Origin of the sequence: Xanthomonas sp. NCPPB 1128 (genome assembly GCF_001043115.1) — a bacterium.
GTDB lineage: Bacteria > Pseudomonadota > Gammaproteobacteria > Xanthomonadales > Xanthomonadaceae > Xanthomonas_A.
Window position 1 is genome coordinate 35,545 of the sequence record NZ_LFME01000010.1, and the last position, 17,367, is coordinate 52,911.

The following is a 17,367-nucleotide window of genomic DNA, read 5'->3' on the forward strand; positions in this document are numbered from 1 at the left end:
ACTCCCGAATCCCCGCCCCTCAGTCCTTCGTCACCCGATTGATCTCGGCCAGGCTGGTGATGCCGTTGCGGGCCTTGAGCAGGGCCGACTGGCGCAGGTCCTTGACCCCGACCCTCTGCGCGGCGCTGGCGATGTCCATGGCGTTGCCACCCTGCAGCACGATCGCGGCGATCTCGTCGTTCATCGGCATCACCTGGTAGATGCCGGTGCGGCCCTTGTAGCCCTCGGTGCACTCATCGCAGCCGACCGCCTCGTACAGCTGGATGCCGGCGGCGATTTCCGCCTCGGTGAAACCCTCGGCCAGCAAGGCATTTTCCGGCAGCTGGGCCGGGCGCTTGCAGTTGTTGCACAGGCGACGGGCCAGGCGCTGGGCGATGACCAGGGTCACCGAACTGGTGATGTTGTAGGGCGCGATGCCCATGTTCATCAGGCGCGCGATGGTCTGCGGCGCGTCGTTGGTGTGCAGGGTAGACAGCACCATGTGGCCGGTCTGCGCGGCCTTGATCGCGATCTCGGCGGTCTCCAGGTCGCGGATTTCGCCGACCATGATGATGTCCGGATCCTGGCGCAGGAACGAGCGCAGCGCCGCGGCGAAGGTCATGCCGCGCTTGTTGTTCTGCTGCACCTGGTTGACCCCGGGCAGGCGAATTTCGACCGGATCCTCGGCGGTGGAGATGTTGCGGGTGTCGTCGTTGAGGATACCCAGCGCGGTATACAGCGACACCGTCTTGCCCGAGCCGGTGGGGCCGGTGACCAGGACCATGCCGTACGGCTTGTGGATCGCGTCCAGGAACAGCTTCTGCTGCTCCGGCTCGTAGCCGAGCTTGTCGATGCCCAGCTTGGCCGCGCTGCCGTCGAGGATACGCAGCACGATCTTCTCGCCGAACAGCGTCGGCAGCGTGCTGACGCGGAAATCGATCTGCTTGTTCTTGGACAGGTTGAGCTTGATGCGACCGTCCTGCGGGACCCGCTTCTCGGCGATGTCCAGCTGCGCCATCACCTTCAGGCGTGCAGCGATGCGCTGGTTGAGCTTGACCGGCGCCTTGGCCACGCTCTTGAGCAGGCCATCGATGCGCAGGCGTACCCGGTAGTCGTCCTCGTAGGGCTCGAAGTGGATGTCGGACGCGCCGCGGCGGATCGCATCGACCAGTACCTTGTTCACGAACTTGACGACCGGGGTGTCCTCGCCCTTGGCGTCGATGCCGGTGTCGCCACCGCTGCCCATGTCCTCGTCGCCGCCGCCGACATCGAGGTTGTCCATGCCCTCGTCGTCGCCCAAGGCGCTGCCGAGCGAGTCGTTGCTGGCCTGCCACTGTTCCAGGGTCCGACGGATCTGGTCCTCGTCGACCAGGATCGGCTCCACCGTCAGGTTGGTGTGGAACTTGATGTCGTCCAGCGCCCGGGTCTGGGTCGGGTTGCTGATGCCGACGAACAGGCGGCTGCCGCGCTTGAACAACGGCAGCACCTGGTACTTCTGCAGCAGTTCCTCGCTGACCAGCTTCATGGCGTTCTGGCTGGCGTCGAAGACCGAGACATCCATCAACGGCATGCCGAACTCCACCGCATTGGCGGCGGCCAGCTGCGCGGCGGTGACCAGCTTCTTCTCGGAGAACCACTGCGGCAGCGGCACTTTGGCCTCGGCCGCCTGGGCCATCGCGGCCCGCGCCGCGGCTTCCTCCAGCGCACCGTCCTGCACGAGGCGGCGGGCGATACCGGTGATGCCGACAAGGTTGCTCGTCATTGCGTTCATGAATACCTGCCCGGAAGCCTCAACTCGAATATGCAGACAGACTGTTCGAACTCCATCAGCGCGGCTGGAACGATCATGCTCAAAGCCGAGATCAGCTTCAAACCAACGCGACCGCCACTATACCGCCACACCAACCAACGGGAGCACAAAAAAGAAAAGGCCCATGAGGGCCTTTTCTTCTTGAAACCGCGAGCACTAGCTTAGGTGCAGTTGCTCGGCTTGTGCTTGGCGAGCACCGCACCGCCAGTGATCGTGCAGGTCCAGACACCGGTGTTGGCACGAGTCAGCGTCAAGGTCGCGCCGGCGACAATGTCATTGCCCTTGATGGTGTTGCAAGTCAGGGTGGTGGCGGTGGCGCCGAAGGTGGTGCAACGCGGCGAGGTGGTCTGCAGGCCAACGTCCGCGGCAGTGGCCGGAACGAAGGTGCTGTCTTCCTGCAACTTGGATTCCAGCATGGTCTTGGCCGGACTCACTTCGGCGAGCGCGGCGGCGAGCTGCGACTTGGCGACATAGTCACGGTACATCGGCAGCGCGATGGCGGCCAGGATGGCGATGATCGCGATCACGATCATCAGTTCGATCAGAGTAAAGCCCTGCTGCTTCTTCATAACAAACCCCTAGAGATGGAATGTAAGTGGTGGGCACTCGCCCGCGGATCCTACTCCCCGAGCGCCGCGGCGGAGCGCCACGTAAGGGTAAGTGAAGCAGACTGCGTGCCAACTTCTCGCGCGTGTCCAATCCCCTACCGAAGTGCATCATGCCTGAGTCAAAAGACCAAGGTGCAGGCAAATCAAGAATTTGCGACAGGATGGACCATCCGCCCATACGGGGCAGAAAGTGACGTCCCGCGTCACCCCTGGAGCACGATCTGGGTGATGACGGCCGCTGCGGATGCCAGACGTCCAGGAAACCGATACCATGCTGGACATGTCCGCCCGGGGATGGCCGGACGGGGGAGACGACCTGATGTCCGCAACGCGCAGCGCAGTCAAGAAAGAGCCGGTCGCACGCAGCACCAGTCAGCAGGTGCCCTTCGTCTGGGAGGGGACCGACAAGCGTGGCGTCAAGATGAAAGGCGAGCAGGTCGCCAAAAGCGCCAACTTGCTGCGCGCCGAGTTGCGCCGGCAGGGCATCACGCCTTCGGTGGTCAAGCCCAAGCCCAAGCCACTGTTCGGGGCGAGCGGCAGCAAGATCGGCACAAAAGACATCGCTTTCTTCAGCCGCCAGATGGCGACGATGATGAAATCGGGTGTCCCCATCGTGGGTTCGCTGGAGATCATCGCCAGCGGGCACAAGAACCCGCGCATGAAGAAGATGGTCGACCAGATCCGCACCGATATCGAAGGCGGTTCCTCGCTGTACGAGGCGATCAGCAAGCACCCGGTGCAGTTCGACGAGTTGTACCGCAATCTGGTCAAGGCCGGCGAAGGCGCGGGCGTACTTGAGACAGTCCTGGAAACGGTTGCTACCTACAAGGAAAACATCGAGGCGCTGAAAGGCAAGATCAAGAAGGCCTTGTTCTATCCGGCCATGGTGATGGCCGTTGCCCTGATCGTCAGCTCGATCCTGCTGGTGTTTGTGGTCCCCCAGTTCGAGGACGTTTTCAAAGGTTTCGGCGCCGAACTTCCTGCATTCACCCAAATGATCGTGGCCGCCTCACGCTTCATGGTGGCCTATTGGTGGCTGCTGCTGTTTGTGCTAATCGGATCCATCGTCGGCTTTACCTTTGCTTATAAGCGGTCGCCAGCGATGCAACACGGCATGGACCGGCTGATTCTGAAGGTGCCGATTATCGGCCAGATCATGCACAACAGTTCAGTGGCGCGCTTCTCGCGCACCCTGGCGGTGACCTTCCGCGCTGGTGTACCGCTGGTAGAGGCACTGGACATTGTCGCCGGCGCCACCGGCAACAGCGTCTACGAGAAGTCCGTCCTGCGCATGCGCGACGACGTGGCGGTTGGTTATCCGGTCAACATGGCGATGAAGCAGACCAATCTGTTCCCACACATGGTGATCCAAATGACCGCGATCGGCGAGGAGGCCGGCGCACTGGATGCCATGCTGTTCAAGGTGGCCGAATATTTCGAGCAGGAAGTGAACAACGCGGTCGATGCATTGAGCAGCTTGCTGGAACCGTTGATCATGGTGTTCATCGGCACCATCGTCGGCGGCATGGTCATCGGCATGTACCTGCCGATCTTCAAGCTGGCCTCCGTCGTTGGATAAGCATTAATGGCATTTCTCGATCAACACCCCGGCCTCGGCTTCCCGGCCGCGGCCGGCCTCGGCTTGCTGGTGGGCAGCTTCCTCAATGTGGTCATCCTGCGCATGCCCAAGCGCATGGAATGGCAGTGGAAGCGCGATTCGCGCGAGATCCTGGAGTTACCGGACATCTACGATCCGCCGCCGCCGGGCATCGTGGTGGAGCCGTCGCACTGCCCGCATTGCAAGCACAAGCTGGCCTGGTTCGAAAACATCCCGCTGTTCAGCTGGTTGGCGTTGCGCGGCAAGTGCCGCTACTGCCATGCGCCGATTTCACCGCAGTACCCGCTGGTGGAGCTGCTCACCAGCCTGTTGGTGGTCGCCAGCGTGTGGCGCTTCGGCTTCGGCTGGCAGGGCTTCGGCGCGATCGTGTTCAGTTGTTTCCTGGTGGCGCTGTCCGGCATCGACCTGCGTACCCGCCTGCTGCCGGACCAATTGACCCTGCCGCTGATGTGGCTCGGCCTGATCGGCAGCATGGACAATCTGTACATGCCGGCCAAACCCGCCCTGCTCGGCGCCGCGGTCGGCTATTTCTCACTGTGGTCGGTGTGGTGGCTGTTCAAGCAGATCACCGGCAAGGAAGGCATGGGGCATGGCGACTTCAAGCTGCTGGCCGCGATTGGCGCCTGGTGCGGATTGAAAGGCATCCTGCCGACCATCCTGATCTCCTCGCTGGTCGGCGCGATCCTGGGGTCGCTGTGGCTGGCCGCCAAGGGCCGCGACCGCGCCACGCCGATCCCGTTCGGCCCCTATCTGGCCATCGCCGGCTGGATCACCTTCTTCTGGGGCACCGAGATCGTGGAGACCTACATGCGCTGGTCGGGACTGCGCTAACGGAGCCCACGGCTTGACTGATTTCGTCGTCGGCCTGACCGGAGGCGTGGCTTCCGGCAAGAGCGAACTGAGCCGCCGCTTCGAAGCCAAGGGCATCGTCGTCGCCGATGCCGACCTCGCCGCACGCGCAGTGGTTGCCCCCGGCCACCCGGCGCTGGCGCAGATCGTGGCGCGGTTCGGGCCGCAGATCCTGCAGGACGATGGGCAGCTCGATCGCGCGGCCTTGCGCCAGCGCATCTTCGAGGACGCGACGGCCCGCCACGATCTGGAAGCGATCACCCATCCCGCCATCCGCCAGTTGCTGCAGGAACGCTGCCGTGAGGCCGCAGGACCGTATGCGATTGCGGCCATTCCGCTGTTGACCGAGGTCGGCGCACGCGCCGCCTATCCCTGGCTCGACCGGATCCTGGTGATCGACGCCCCCGAGGCGCTGCAACACGCGCGCCTGATGCAACGCGACGGCATCACCGCCGACCTGGCGCAGCGCATGCTGGCGGCGCAGGCCACCCGCGCCGCGCGCCTGGCCATTGCCGACGATGTGGTGGCCAACGACGGCGCCGCGGCGGAGCTGCAGGAAGCAGTGGAGAGACTGGACCGGGAGTACCGTGCGTTGGCTGCAGCCAAGGCGTCTTCGTAGGAGCTGCCAACCGCGACCGGGCTTTCCGATAAGGCTCGGTCGCGGCTGAAGCCGCTCCTACGGCGGTCGACGCGTCGTCGCCAGCCTCAGGCCGGCTTGAACCACAGCGTCGCCACCACGCCCTTGGTGGCACCCGGACGCACGTTGACCTGCCAGCCATAGAGATCGCAGAGCCGGCTGACGATCGACAGGCCGATGCCGCCGCCCTGCGAATGGCCCGCATGCGTGCCGCGGTAGCCGCGCTGGAACAGCTTGGCCGCGTCCTCCTCGCTCAGGCCCGGGCCGGAATCGATCACCTGCACCGCATCGCTCAGTACCCGCACCACCACCTGTCCTTCCTGGGTGTACTTGACCGCATTGCCGATCAGATTGCCCAGCGCCACCGACAGCGCTGCTTCCGGCGCATCGATGGTGAGGTTGCGCTCGCCTTCCAGCAGCAACTGCAGCGGCTTGCCGCCCAACTGTGCGCGATGCGACTCGATCAACTGCTCGGCCACCTTGGCGACGTTGCTGTGGCCTTGTCCGCGCTCGTTGCGCGACAGCAACAGCAACGACCCGATCAGGTCGCTGCACTGTTGTTCGGCACGCTGAATGCGTTGCAGGCGCTGCAGCACCTTCTCGTCGAGATTGGGACGGGTCAGCAGCAGCTCGGTGGCGCCGCGGATCACCGCCAGCGGCGTGCGCAGTTCATGGCTGACGTCGGCATTGAACTCGCGGTCGCGCTGCACCACTTCGGTCAGGCGCGCCGAATAGTCGTCCAGCGCCTCGGCCAGCTGGCCGACCTCGTCGTCGGGAAAGTGTGGCGCCAGCGGCTTGGGATCGCTGCTGCCGCGATAGGCGCGCAAGCGCGCCGCCAGGTCCGACACCGGCCGCATCACCCGCGACGCCGACCACCAGCCGATCACCAGCGACAACGCGCTGAACACCAGCACCGACAGGATCAAGGTGCGCTTGAGCTGCACCTCGCCCTGCATGGTCTGGGTCATGTCATAGGCGAGGAAAAACCAGACGTTCGGGGTCTTCCGCACCGCGACCTTGTAGGAGAACGGCTTGCCGGTTTCGTCGCGGCCGGACACGTTGTGGATGCCGTCGGAGAAGTTGTACCACTCCGGCTGCTCGCGCCGCAGCGCCTCGAAGCGGTCGCTCTTGACAACCCGACCGACCATCTGCTGTACCGGCAGATCCGGATTCTTCGACGGATCGGAGAAGAACCGGTGCGAGTACTCATCGATGTTACGGTTCAGCACCACCTCGACCAGCTGATTCTCCACGCGCGCGCGTGCCCAGTTGGTGGCGAACGCGAACAGCGCAGTCAGGCCGAAGCCCAACAGCACGAACGAGAGGATGATGCGGCTGCGGAGGCGGCGGCGATAGCGCCCGCGCCGCCGCACGACCCGCGGCAACGCCGGCGTTTCAGGCATCGGGTGCGGCGATGCGGTAGCCGATGCCGTGGCGGGTCTGGATCATCGGTACGTCGAACGGCTTGTCCACCACCGCGCGCAGGCCATGGATATGCACGCGCAGGGAGTCGGAGTCGGGCAGCTCCTCGCCCCACACACGCGTTTCCAGCTCCTGCCGGGTCACCACCGCAGGCGCGGCCTCCATCAACGCCTGCAGGATCTTCAGCGCGGTGGGATTGAGCTGCAGCAGCTTGCCCTGGCGGCGCACTTCCAGCGTATCCAGGTTGTATTCCAGATCGCCGGTCTCCAGCACCCGGGTGTGCACGCCCTTGCCGCGGCGCGACAGCGCGTTGAGCCGCACTTCCACTTCCTGCAGCGCGAACGGCTTGATCAGATAGTCGTCGGCGCCCGAATCGAAGCCGGCGAGCTTGTTGTCCAGCGAATCGCGCGCGGTGAGCATCAGCACGGGCGTCTGCTTGCGCGCCTCGTTGCGCAGCTTGCGGCAGACCTCGATGCCGTCCATGCCCGGCAGGTTGAGATCGAGCACAATCGCATCGAACTCGTGCACCACCGCCAGGTGCAGGCCAGTGACACCATCGGCGGCGAAATCGACGGTATGACCGCGATCCTCGAGGTAGTCGCCGAGATTGGCAGCGATGTCGCTGTTGTCTTCGATCACTAGAATTCGCACCAACATTTACCCCGTCAGTCGTACTTGCCAGTTGGATTGCGCCGCATCAGTTCCTGCGCATCCTCGTTGTCGCGGCGGCGTTCCGCCACGGTCCTGCATTGCGTGGTGGTGCGCAGCGAACCGGTGACGGCCTCGCGCCTGCATACCATCCGGCTGTCCGCCGCCGCCTTGGTCAGCAGCGTATTCACCGTTTCCTGGTCGTTGAACAACGCGACCTTCTGCTCTTCCTTCAAGGTCTCCACGTCCTGATGGGCGTCGAGTATCGCAGCCATTCGCACCAATGCGGCTTCGACCTTGCTGCGATCGTCAGCATTGATTTCGGAATAGGTCTTGCCGTCGTTCAATTGCTGCCGAATTGTACTGAGTTGCTGCGCGAACGCTTTCTTCACGTTCATGGGCGCCTCACCTTTGGGCGCCGCCATCGCCGTGCACGCCAGGATCATGCCCAGCACCAACGCCATCGATCGTTTCATCCCCTTCCCCTCGCAGATTGAACGCACCGCGCAATGTAGCCCCGGCTCAAACACCGCCGCAAGCAGCCGGCCGGAGAAGGCAGGCTGGTGATCGCCCAACAAAAAGACCCAGGCAGCAGGGCTGCCTGGGCCGAAAGTTTTCTATCCCGATTACCGTTCCTGCTGAGGAGGGCAGAGCTGCGGTCCGACGAAGCTTACGCAGGGTGGAATTAAACCCGCGTTAAGCCAGAACCAGCGACCACAGATGCCACTAAGCCACTGATTTCTTTCGCTTCAAGCAGGCTTCGAGGTGTTCGATGACCTTGCCTGCGATATCCAGCCCGCAGACCGTCTCGATCCCTTCCAGGCCCGGCGTGGAGTTGACCTCCAGCACCAGCGGCCCACGCTTGGAACGAATCAGGTCGACGCCGGCCACGCCCAGGCCCAGCGCCTTGGCCGAGCGCACCGCCACCTCCTGCTCGCCGCGGCTGGCCATGGTCCGCTCGGCGGTGCCGCCTAGATGCAGGTTGGAGCGGAAGTCGCCCTCCGGTGCGGTGCGGCGCATCGCCGCCACCACCTGGTTGCCGACCACGAAGCAGCGCAGGTCGGCACCCTCGGCCTCGCCGATGAACTCCTGCACCAGGAAATTGGCGTACAGCCCGCGCAACGCCTCGACCACGCCGCGCGAGGCGCTGGCCTTCTCGGTCAGGATCACCCCGGTGCCCTGGGTGCCCTCGTTCAACTTCACCACGTGCGGCGGCGGGCCGAGCATGGACAGCAGATCGCCGGTGTCGTCCGGATTGTCGCCGAACACGGTCATCGGCATGTCGATGCCCTTGGCCGCCAGCAGCTGGTGCGCGCGTAGCTTGTCGCGGGCGCGCAGGATCGCGTCGGACGGATTGGGCGTGCACACGCCCATCATCTCCAGCTGCCGCAGCACCGCGGTGCCGTAGCGGGTCACCGAGTTGCCGATGCGCGGGATCACCGCGTCGTAGCCGGTGATCGGCTTGCCCTTGTAATGCATGGTGAAAGCACCGGCGGCGATGCGCATGTAGCAGCGCAGCGGGTCCAGCACCCGCACCGTGTGTCCGCGTTCGCGGCCGGCCTCGACCAGGCGCCGGGTCGAGTACAGCTTGGTGTTGCGGGACAGGATGGCGAGCTTCATCGAAGGCGGCGGCGGTGGCAGGCCCGGCATCATACGTCGCGCCACCGGCGCTGCGATGCCACGCGTCGCCGCAGGCGCCGACTGCATGGCAAGGCCAGGATGCGCGGTGATCGCCGTCACCCGCGGTCCGCGCGCTGTCCCACAGCCGACACCGGACCGCCCCGAAACGTTCACAAAACCGTTGCATCGTGGCGGGCGGGCCGCGTACCGGCCCGGTGCCGGCTGCCCGCGCCCCGCGCGGCAGGTCCGGAACGTCTCCCCCTCATGATTGGTGACTTTCGATGACCCCCACTTCCAGATCCTTGCGCCCGCACGCGCTGGTGCTCGCCGTCGCGTCCGCCCTGCCGGCCTTCGCCGCGCTGGCCGAGACCGCGCCGGCCGCCGCCACCGCAACCGCCGATGCGGCGGCCAGCGCGAGCGGCAACGATGCGACGATGCTCGACGCGATCACCGTCGTGTCCAGCGGCACCACCCGCCAGGTGCAGCGCATCACCCGTGAGGACATCGGAATCGCCGCCCCCGGCACCAGCGCGCTGAAGGTGCTGGACAAGCTGCCCGGGGTGCAGTTCCAGTCGGCCGACCCGTTCGGCGCCTACGAATGGTCCACCGCGATCAGCCTGCACGGGTTCGACCAGAGCCGGCTCGGCTTCACCCTAGACGGCGTGCCGCTGGGCAACATGAGCTACGGCGTCACCGATGGCCTGCAGGTGACCCGCGCGATCATTTCCGAGAACGTGGCCTCGGTGGAACTGGCGCAGGGCGCCGGCGGCCTGGGCACACCCTCGAGCAGCAACCTCGGCGGCACCGTGCGCTACTACTCCGCCGATCCGGATGCCGACGCCGGCTTCCGCTTCAGCCAGACCCTCGGCTCCGACAGCACCCGCCGCACCTACCTGCGCGGCGACACCGGCGACATCCACGGCTTCTCCCTGTACACCTCGCTGGTGCACGGCGAAATGGACAAGTGGAAGGGCTACGGCAACAACGAGTACAACCAGGCCAACGCCAAGGCGCTGTACCAGTGGGGCGACGGCAACCGGGTCAGCCTGTACCTGGACAGCTCGCACCGCAAGGAATACGACATCATGGACCTGTCGCTGACCTCGCAGCGGGTCCTCGGCTGGGATTGGGACTACCTGATGCCGGACTGGAACAGCGCGGTGCAGATCGCCAACGCGCTCAACGGCAAGGGCAGCTACCCGGCCAATCTCAACGGCCTGCCCGCCGACTACGGCAAGGCCGATGCGTCCTACTATTCCGGCGCCGGCCTGCGCCGCGACAACCTGGCCGCGCTCAGCGGCGTGTTCAACCTCGGCGGCAGCGCCACGCTGAACCTGACCGGCTACTACCACGACAACAACGGCGAAGGCCAGTGGACCACGCCGTACGCCGCGTCCTCGGCCAGCGTGCCGCTGTCGATGCGCACCACCGACTACCGACTCAACCGCCACGGCGTCACCGGCTCGTTGAACTTCACCGTGGCCGGCAACGAGATCGAGATCGGCGGCTGGTACCAGAACGCCAAGACCGTGCAGGAGCGCAACTACTTCCTGCTCGACGGCCCGTTCACCGATCTGTACTACTTCAACAAGAACGGCACCCTGTTCGCGCGCGGCTTCGCCCAGCACTACGACACCGACACCACCATGGTCTACGCGCAGGACACGCTGCGCCTGCTCGACGAGCGCCTGACCCTGAACTTCGGCGCCAAGAAGCTGATCGTCGACACCACCGCGCAGTCGCAGGTGCCCTCCGCGTCCAACGCCGCCGGCGAGATCAAGGCCGATTCGGACCTGCTGCCGCAGGTGGGCGTGAACTTCAAGATCGACGAGCACCAGGAGGTCTACGCCTCCTACAACAAGAACATGGCCGGCTTCGGCTTCACCCCGTTCCAGGAATCGCAGGCCGCGTTCAACGCGATCAAGGGCTCGCTGGAGCCGGAGACCGCACAGACCTACGAACTGGGCTACCGCGTGCGTGGCGGCGGCGTGGAAGCGTCGCTGGCGCTGTACCACACCACCTTCGACGACCGCCTGCTGGTGACCTCGCCGTGCAGCGCGATCCAGACCTGCTCGGCCACGCTCAACAACGTCGGCTCGGTGCGCAGCCAGGGCGCCGACCTGGCGGTGATCTGGCGCCCGATCGAACAGCTGCGCTGGCTGAACTCGCTGTCCTACGACGATTCCACCTACCAGGACGACTACCTCAACGGCGGCGTGGTGGCCACCTCCGGCAAGCGCGTGGTCGGCATCCCCGAGTGGATGTTCTCCAGCAGCCTGGCCTACGAGAACGCCGGCTGGCACGCCTCGCTGGACGGCAAGTACACCGGCCGCCGCTACATCAGCTACCTCAACGATTCGTCGGTGCCCAGCTATTGGCGCTTCGACCTGAGCGCCGGCTACGACTTCGGCCAGGTCGGCATGTTCCAGAACCTGGGGCTGAGCGCGAACGTGACCAACCTGTTCGACAAGCGCTACTTCGCCACCGTCGGCACCAACGGCTACGTCGTCTCCGACCCCAACGGCTACAACCAGACGCTGATGGCCGGCGCGCCGCGCCAGTTCTTCGTCACCTTCAACGGCAAGTTCTGAGCCGACGCGACAGCGCCAGGGAAGGCACCGCGCGCCGCCGCTGCTCACGCAGCGGCGGCGTGTGCGTTTTGGGCTAGGCAAATACGTGTTGCGCGACAGGTAGCCAGACAGGATGGACCGGCGTTTCGGATCGCATGGGTTAGAAGCGGTCGCGGCTGAAGCCGCTCCTACGACAGCCGCATGGCCCGTAGGAGCGGCTTCAGCCGCGACCATGTACAGCCAAAAACCGCTACCCGCGTTGCACCGCGGCGATCGCTACGCGTCGACCGCCCGGCCGATCGCCGGATCGCTCATGCTGGGGCGGCCGGTCTCGATGTGTCCGGCCAGGCGTCGTCGCCATTGCGGGAAAGCCACGCTGTCGATGGTCAGGTCGTACCAGTGGTGCTGCGCCTGCAACGGCAGACGCAGGACGGTGCGGGCGCCAGCGGCCAGCGTGAGCGCCTGCTCGCCGCCATCGTCGCGGTACCCGTCGCGCACGCGCAGTGCGCACGGCTGCGCACCAGTATTGTCCAGCGTCAGCAGCAGGCATTGCGCGGCGGCATCGTAGTCGGCCTCGGCCTGCAGACCGGCATCGCCGACACCGTCACCATGGAACTCGCGCAGGAAGCCATTGGGCCCGTGCACGCGCAGCGCATAGCCCGTGCCGTTGGCATCACCGCGCCACGCACGCGCATCCTGCAGCTCGCTGCCGGCAGCCAACGTGTAGAACCAGGGTCCGGCCACACCCTCGTCGGCATAGGCATTGAGCGCAACGCCCACAGTGCCACGGTTGCGCATGCGCAGGATGCGCGCATCCGCATCCACTTGCAGCCGCACGTCGAAATCGTAGGGCAGCGCGCGCGCCGGGCGCTGCCCGGGCTCCTGCACCGGCAGTGCCTGCTGTGCAGGTCGCTGCGGCGGCGGTAGCGTCGCAGTCGCGTCGATGCGGGCGATGTAGTCGCGGGTGTCCGGCAACGCCACCGGCGCCGGATCGTGGCCGACGAAATCCAGCGTGGAGGTCAGATCGCCAGCGACGGCGCGGCGCCACGGATTGATGTTCGGCTCCATCACCCCGAAACGGCATTCGAGGAAGCGCAGCACCGAGGTGTGGTCGAACACCTGCGAGTTCACCCAGCCACCGCGACTCCACGGCGACACCACCAGCATCGGCACCCGCGGCCCCAGCCCGACCGGCACACCGTGATAGTCCTCGCCACGCAGGTCCACGTTGCTGGCGCCCAGCTCCGGCCGGATCGCCGGCAACGCCGGCGGCACGTGGTCGAAGAAACCATCGTTCTCGTCGTAGTTGATCAGGAACACGGTCTTCGACCAGACCTCCGGCGCGGCCGCCAGCACCTCCAGCAGACGCGCGCTCAAGGATTCGCCATAGGCAGGCGTCGCCTCGGGATGCTCGCTGAGCAGGTACGGCGCGACGATCCACGACACCTGCGGCAGCGTGCCGGCGCGCACGTCGCGCGCGAACGCTGCCACCAAGTGCTCGCCACGCGAGGCCTTGGCATTGTCGGCGGTGGAGCCGGGCACGATGGCGCGGCCACGGCGGTACAGCGGCGAGGCACGGTCCAGCTTGCGGAAGTTGGCGAAGTACGGATGGCTGTTGTCGCCGTAGTTGTCGAACTCCTGATACACCTGCCAGCTGATGCCCGCCTGCTGCAGGCGCTCGGAATACGTACTCCAGGTGTAGCCGGGAAAGCGCGGATTGTCGCGCGCCATGTCCGCGGTCCAGTTGCCGTCGTCGCGGTTGTTCACCGCCTGCTCGCCATCGTTACCGACGCTCAGGCCGCTGGTGCCGGTGAACATGTACATGCGATTGGGATTGGTCGGGCCGAACAGCGAGGCGTGGTAGCCGTCGCAAAGGGTGAAGGCATCGGCCAGTGCGTAGTAGAACGGAATGTCCTCGTGCTGGAAGTGGCCCATGCTCATCGCACTCTTCTGCGCGATCCAGGCGTCGTGATGCTTCCAGGTCTCGTGCGAACCCTTCCAGTCGTGGTTGAGATCCTTCATCCACTGCGCACTGCTGGTCTGGCTGTTGAGCCGGAATGGCAGCACATAGCGGTCGCCGCCCTTGCGCTCGGGCTGGTACCAGACCGGCTTGCCGCTGGGCAGCCGCAGCGGCCGCGGATCGCCATAGCCACGTACCCCGCGCAGGCAGCCGAAATAATGATCGAAGGAACGGTTCTCCTGCATCAGGATCACCACGTGCTGCACGTCCTGCAGCGTGCCGGTGACCCGCGCCGGCGGCACCGCCAGCGCACTGCGGATGACGCCCGGCAGCAGCGGCATGGCCGCGCCGGCCCCCAGGGCCAGGGACGCACGGGCGAGAAAACGACGACGGCTATGTTCGACCACGGGACGCAGCACCGGCAACGAGCGAACGCTCAGGCGTCGGCCAGCCTAGCGCTGGTCAATGAAGCTGGCTTGACAGTCTTGCGGCGGCAGTCGAACAGCCGGCTTTCGCGACTGGCTCGTGGCGCTCAGCGTTGGTTCGACAAGACAATGAGAGAAAGGCGTCATGACCACCCTGATCCTCGCCCGCCATGGGCATGTCGACTGGATTGCGCCCGAGCGGTTCCGTGGGCGTGCGGAGCTGCCGCTATCGAAGCTCGGCGAACTGCAGGCCGCGGCCTTGGCAACGCGTGTGGCACAAAGCTGGACGCCGGACGCGATCTACACCAGCCCACTATCGCGCTGCATCCGAACCGGCGATGCGATCGCGCAGGCAACCGGTGTGCCGGCCAAGATCCTGGACGACCTGTCCGACATCGACTACGGCCAATGGCAGGGGCTGACGCACGAGGAGGTGACTGCGCGCTGGCCCGATCTCGCACGGGCTTGGGCTGCGACGCCGGATTTCGCCGTGATTCCAGGAGGCGAAACGCTGGCGGACGTGCTGGTTCGCGCGATGAAGGTGCTGCACACGATCCTGCATGATCACAGCGGCCAGACCGTCGTCCTGGTTGGCCACGACAGCATCAATCGGATCATCCTCCTGCAATGCCTCGGGCTGCCGCTGGCGCGCTACTGGCGCATCAAGCAGGAGCCTTGCTGCGTAAATGAAATCACGATCGAAGCAGGCGACTTCACCCTGCATCGCCTCAACGAAACCCATCACACGCTCGGGCTTCGCGTTTAGCTTTGATGAGTGCTGTGCACGCGACACTGCCGAAAGAAAGCAGGAGCAGAACTGCAGGCAGTGCGAAGGCCGGTACGGCCGGCGACATCCGCCAAGCCCGGGCGCAATGGGGACACAAGTCGGTCACGACGACCGCGATCTACCTACGTAAGCGCAGTGGCGCCAAGACAACACCGACGCGCAATTGCGGAGCGGCGAGGATATTGCGGAGCGGGAAAATCAGCCGAGACGCTCGCAGGACGTGGAGCGGGCGATGGGAATCGAACCCACGTCAGTAGCTTGGGAAGCTACAGCTCTACCATTGAGCTACGCCCGCGTTGCCGGTGCAGTCTATGCGCTGGGCCGGGGGTTGCGCAAGAAATCGGCGCGATGCGGGTTGCAGCGCGCCATGTTCCCGAAGCGGCCGGCGGTCATGACCCGCCGAATGCGAAAGGGGCTTCAGTCCCGACGGCTCGAACTCCGAGGCGTCGGGGCTGAAGCCCCTCCCACAACTGGCATCCAATGCCGTTGGTTTACGTCGCCCTCTCTGCCCTACCCCGCCCGGCATGCAGCCGGACAAGGCAGGCAACGTCGGGCGGTGCTCAGAAGCTGCCGCCGAAGTTCACGAACAGCGAGGTGTCGTGGGCGCGCGACTGGCCGGTGGTGGTGGCGATGCCGACGTTGCTCTCGAAGCCCCACAGCTTGGTCCGTGCGCCCAGCACCACCGACGCGTAGTTGCGGTCGAAGTTGATGCCCGGCACCGCGTACTCGCCCAGGTCGGACATGGTCTGCAGCCACGCGGTGGCTTCCTGGTTCTTCTTGAACTCGTGGTCGTAGGTGGCCTGCAGGTACGGCTTCACCATGCCGGCATCGATGCTGGCCTTCCAGCCGATGCGGCCGACCATCGACTCGACGTCGCGGTCGCTGTAGCCCAGCGCGCTGGAGTTCGGGTTGCTCTCGGTGTAGCCGTCGAGCTTGACCTTCTGCCAGATCGCCGCGGCCACCGGGCCGTGCTTGAAGCTGCCTTCGCCGAACTCGTAGCCGCCCTGCAGCGCCGCGGTCAGGTTGCTGCCGTCCGGCGAGCCCTTGTGCTCGATGGTGGCCGGGCCGAGGTTGACCTTGCGGGTGACGTCGTAGCTCAGCCAGGTGTAGCTGACCTGGGCGTTGACCCAGGCATGCTCGCCGTACCAGCCGGCGAAGCCGCCGAGGGTGCTGTCGTCCTGGGTGTAGTCGCCGCCGCGGTTGCCGAAGTCGGCATCGGTGCGACCGAAGCCGCCGAAGCCGCCGAACACCCACTCGCCACGCGACCAGTCCACGCCGAACAGGCCGGCCGGGGCCATGCCGTCGTACAGGTCGCCGTGCTGGTAGCGCTGCATGTCGCCACGCAGGTTGCCCCACCAGCGCACGCCGTCCGCTTCCGGGCGGCCGTCGACGTGCCAGGCGACCTGGTCGGCGCGCGAGCGGCCGACCATCTGCGCCGAGTGGGTCAGGATCTGCTGGGTGCGCGGGCCTTCCAGGATCGACAGCGCGTACTGCGCCAGCAGTTCGTGGGTGCGGCCGGTCGGGTGCACGCCGTCAGCGAACACGTAGGTGTCGGCAGCATCGGCGCTGACGTAGCTGGTCGGGTTGCAGGTCAGCGACTGCGCGGTGATCTGCGGCTGGCAGGCGGTACCGGTGACGTTGGTGAAGCCGTAGGTGCCCGGGTTCGCCACCACTTCCTGCAGCAGGTGGAAGGTGTCGACCGGGATCACCCGCAGCCCGGCGCTCTTGAGGCCGGAGAACAGCGCGGTGTTGTAGGCGGTGGCCAGGGCAGTGCCCTGCGCCATCGCCGCGGCGCCGCCGGCGCGGAAGCGCGGGGTGATGCCGACGTCGGGCAGGTTGTTGACCATGACGTAGCGCGCGCCGGCGTTCTGCAGGCTGGCGACGATGCCCACTTCGGCGGTCACGGCATTGCCGATGGTGGCCTGCACCGGCGCACCGCCGGCGATGGCGAACAGGTCGTTGGCACCGCCCCACACCGAGTACAGCGCGTTCGGGTCGGCCTTGCCGCCGTTGGCGGCCAGGTAGTTGCTGGCCTGGGTCGCCAGCGACGGCGCCACGCCCAGCGCGCTCGGGTTGGCCACGCCGACGCGGGCGTTGCCGGCGGCATAGTCGTCGCCGATCTGGCCGTTGCCGTTGGCGGCGGCGTTGGTGCCGTAGTACTCGGCCACGTACTGCGCCCAGACGAAGTCCGGGTTGGTGGTGAACTGGCCGGTCACCGCACGCACCGAGGCCGGCAGCAGCGGACGGTAGTAGCCAGCGTCGGTCAGGCTGTCGCCGAAGAACACGGTGCGGCTGTAGGTGGACTGCGCGAATGCAGGCGCGGCGGCGAGCACGATCGCGGCGGCGAGCAGCGAGCGGAGCGGACGGATAGACGACGTCATGGAAGCCCTCCCGGGCAGAAATGGAACACGAGAAATGCAGGGAAACGGGGAAG

At 65.9% G+C, this 17,367-nt stretch carries 13 protein-coding genes and 1 tRNA gene; 5 read left to right on the top strand and 9 right to left on the bottom strand.

Translation table 11 applies throughout. From position 1 onward, the window contains the following. Window positions 1-19: 19 nt before the first annotated feature. Window positions 20-1,750, bottom strand: coding sequence for a type IV-A pilus assembly ATPase PilB (pilB, locus tag ACP93_RS08805; protein ID WP_048490326.1), 1,731 nt, complete (start codon window positions 1,748-1,750; stop codon window positions 20-22). Between the two features lie 200 nt (window positions 1,751-1,950). Further along, a complete protein-coding gene (locus ACP93_RS08810) occupies window positions 1,951-2,358 on the bottom strand; it encodes a pilin (RefSeq protein ID WP_048490327.1) in 408 nt (135 codons plus the stop codon). Window positions 2,359-2,716: 358 nt separating this feature from the next. Between ACP93_RS08810 and ACP93_RS08815 the strand changes: the two genes are divergently transcribed. The 3 genes from ACP93_RS08815 to coaE are packed head-to-tail and all read left to right on the top strand — an operon-like array spanning window position 2,717 to window position 5,483. Beyond that, window positions 2,717-3,976, top strand: coding sequence for a type II secretion system F family protein (locus ACP93_RS08815; protein ID WP_048490328.1), 1,260 nt, complete (start codon window positions 2,717-2,719; stop codon window positions 3,974-3,976). 6 nt (window positions 3,977-3,982) lie between these two features. After that, window positions 3,983-4,846, top strand: a complete 864-nt coding sequence (locus ACP93_RS08820; protein WP_010342233.1) for a prepilin peptidase — start codon at window positions 3,983-3,985, stop codon at window positions 4,844-4,846. Window positions 4,847-4,859: 13 nt separating this feature from the next. After that, window positions 4,860-5,483: a dephospho-CoA kinase gene (coaE, locus tag ACP93_RS08825; protein ID WP_048490329.1), complete on the top strand. Its 624-nt coding sequence runs from the start codon at window positions 4,860-4,862 to the stop codon at window positions 5,481-5,483. 86 nt (window positions 5,484-5,569) lie between these two features. On the opposite strand, the gene ACP93_RS08830 is transcribed toward coaE, so the two are convergent. The 4 genes from ACP93_RS08830 to rimK form a co-directional block, all read right to left on the bottom strand. Beyond that, window positions 5,570-6,904 carry a sensor histidine kinase gene (locus ACP93_RS08830; protein ID WP_048490330.1) on the bottom strand — a complete coding sequence of 445 codons (1,335 nt, stop codon included), beginning with the start codon at window positions 6,902-6,904 and terminating at the stop codon, window positions 5,570-5,572. After that, a complete protein-coding gene (locus ACP93_RS08835; RefSeq protein ID WP_010340533.1) occupies window positions 6,897-7,574 on the bottom strand; it encodes a response regulator transcription factor in 678 nt (225 codons plus the stop codon). The genes ACP93_RS08830 and ACP93_RS08835 overlap by 8 nt, the downstream gene beginning before the upstream one ends. Before the next feature lie 14 nt (window positions 7,575-7,588). Further along, entirely contained in the window at window positions 7,589-8,035 is a 447-nt protein-coding gene (locus ACP93_RS08840; protein ID WP_048490331.1) for a hypothetical protein, read from the bottom strand. A 262-nt stretch (window positions 8,036-8,297) separates the two neighbouring features. Next, window positions 8,298-9,191: a 30S ribosomal protein S6--L-glutamate ligase gene (rimK, locus tag ACP93_RS08845; RefSeq protein WP_048490380.1), complete on the bottom strand. Its 894-nt coding sequence runs from the start codon at window positions 9,189-9,191 to the stop codon at window positions 8,298-8,300. A 281-nt stretch (window positions 9,192-9,472) separates the two neighbouring features. On the opposite strand from rimK, the gene ACP93_RS08850 reads away from it, so the two are divergent. Beyond that, the gene (locus ACP93_RS08850; RefSeq protein ID WP_048490332.1) at window positions 9,473-11,782 is read left to right on the top strand and encodes a TonB-dependent receptor family protein; all 2,310 of its coding nucleotides are present in this window, start codon (window positions 9,473-9,475) and stop codon (window positions 11,780-11,782) included. A 255-nt stretch (window positions 11,783-12,037) separates the two neighbouring features. On the opposite strand, the gene ACP93_RS08855 is transcribed toward ACP93_RS08850, so the two are convergent. Next, window positions 12,038-14,062: a phosphocholine-specific phospholipase C gene (locus ACP93_RS08855; protein WP_048490333.1), complete on the bottom strand. Its 2,025-nt coding sequence runs from the start codon at window positions 14,060-14,062 to the stop codon at window positions 12,038-12,040. 229 nt (window positions 14,063-14,291) lie between these two features. Between ACP93_RS08855 and ACP93_RS08860 the strand changes: the two genes are divergently transcribed. Then, window positions 14,292-14,912, top strand: a complete 621-nt coding sequence (locus ACP93_RS08860; protein ID WP_048490334.1) for a histidine phosphatase family protein — start codon at window positions 14,292-14,294, stop codon at window positions 14,910-14,912. A gap of 242 nt (window positions 14,913-15,154) precedes the next feature. Here ACP93_RS08860 and ACP93_RS08865 read toward each other — a convergent pair. Then, window positions 15,155-15,228, bottom strand: a tRNA-Gly gene (locus ACP93_RS08865). Window positions 15,229-15,493: 265 nt separating this feature from the next. After that, the gene (locus ACP93_RS08870; RefSeq protein WP_048490335.1) at window positions 15,494-17,314 is read right to left on the bottom strand and encodes an autotransporter domain-containing esterase; all 1,821 of its coding nucleotides are present in this window, start codon (window positions 17,312-17,314) and stop codon (window positions 15,494-15,496) included. Between the last annotated feature and the right edge of the window lie 53 nt (window positions 17,315-17,367).

Coding starts and splice junctions, on each gene's coding strand:
- pilB (WP_048490326.1), bottom strand. CDS start 1,750: ATGAACGCAATGACGAGCAACCTTGTCGGCATCACCGGTATCGCCCGC.
- ACP93_RS08810 (WP_048490327.1), bottom strand. CDS start 2,358: ATGAAGAAGCAGCAGGGCTTTACTCTGATCGAACTGATGATCGTGATC.
- ACP93_RS08815 (WP_048490328.1), top strand. CDS start 2,717: ATGTCCGCAACGCGCAGCGCAGTCAAGAAAGAGCCGGTCGCACGCAGC.
- ACP93_RS08820 (WP_010342233.1), top strand. CDS start 3,983: ATGGCATTTCTCGATCAACACCCCGGCCTCGGCTTCCCGGCCGCGGCC.
- ACP93_RS08830 (WP_048490330.1), bottom strand. CDS start 6,904: ATGCCTGAAACGCCGGCGTTGCCGCGGGTCGTGCGGCGGCGCGGGCGC.
- ACP93_RS08840 (WP_048490331.1), bottom strand. CDS start 8,035: ATGGCGTTGGTGCTGGGCATGATCCTGGCGTGCACGGCGATGGCGGCG.
- rimK (WP_048490380.1), bottom strand. CDS start 9,191: ATGAAGCTCGCCATCCTGTCCCGCAACACCAAGCTGTACTCGACCCGG.
- ACP93_RS08850 (WP_048490332.1), top strand. CDS start 9,473: ATGACCCCCACTTCCAGATCCTTGCGCCCGCACGCGCTGGTGCTCGCC.
- ACP93_RS08855 (WP_048490333.1), bottom strand. CDS start 14,062: ATGCCGCTGCTGCCGGGCGTCATCCGCAGTGCGCTGGCGGTGCCGCCG.
- ACP93_RS08860 (WP_048490334.1), top strand. CDS start 14,292: ATGACCACCCTGATCCTCGCCCGCCATGGGCATGTCGACTGGATTGCG.
- ACP93_RS08870 (WP_048490335.1), bottom strand. CDS start 17,314: ATGACGTCGTCTATCCGTCCGCTCCGCTCGCTGCTCGCCGCCGCGATC.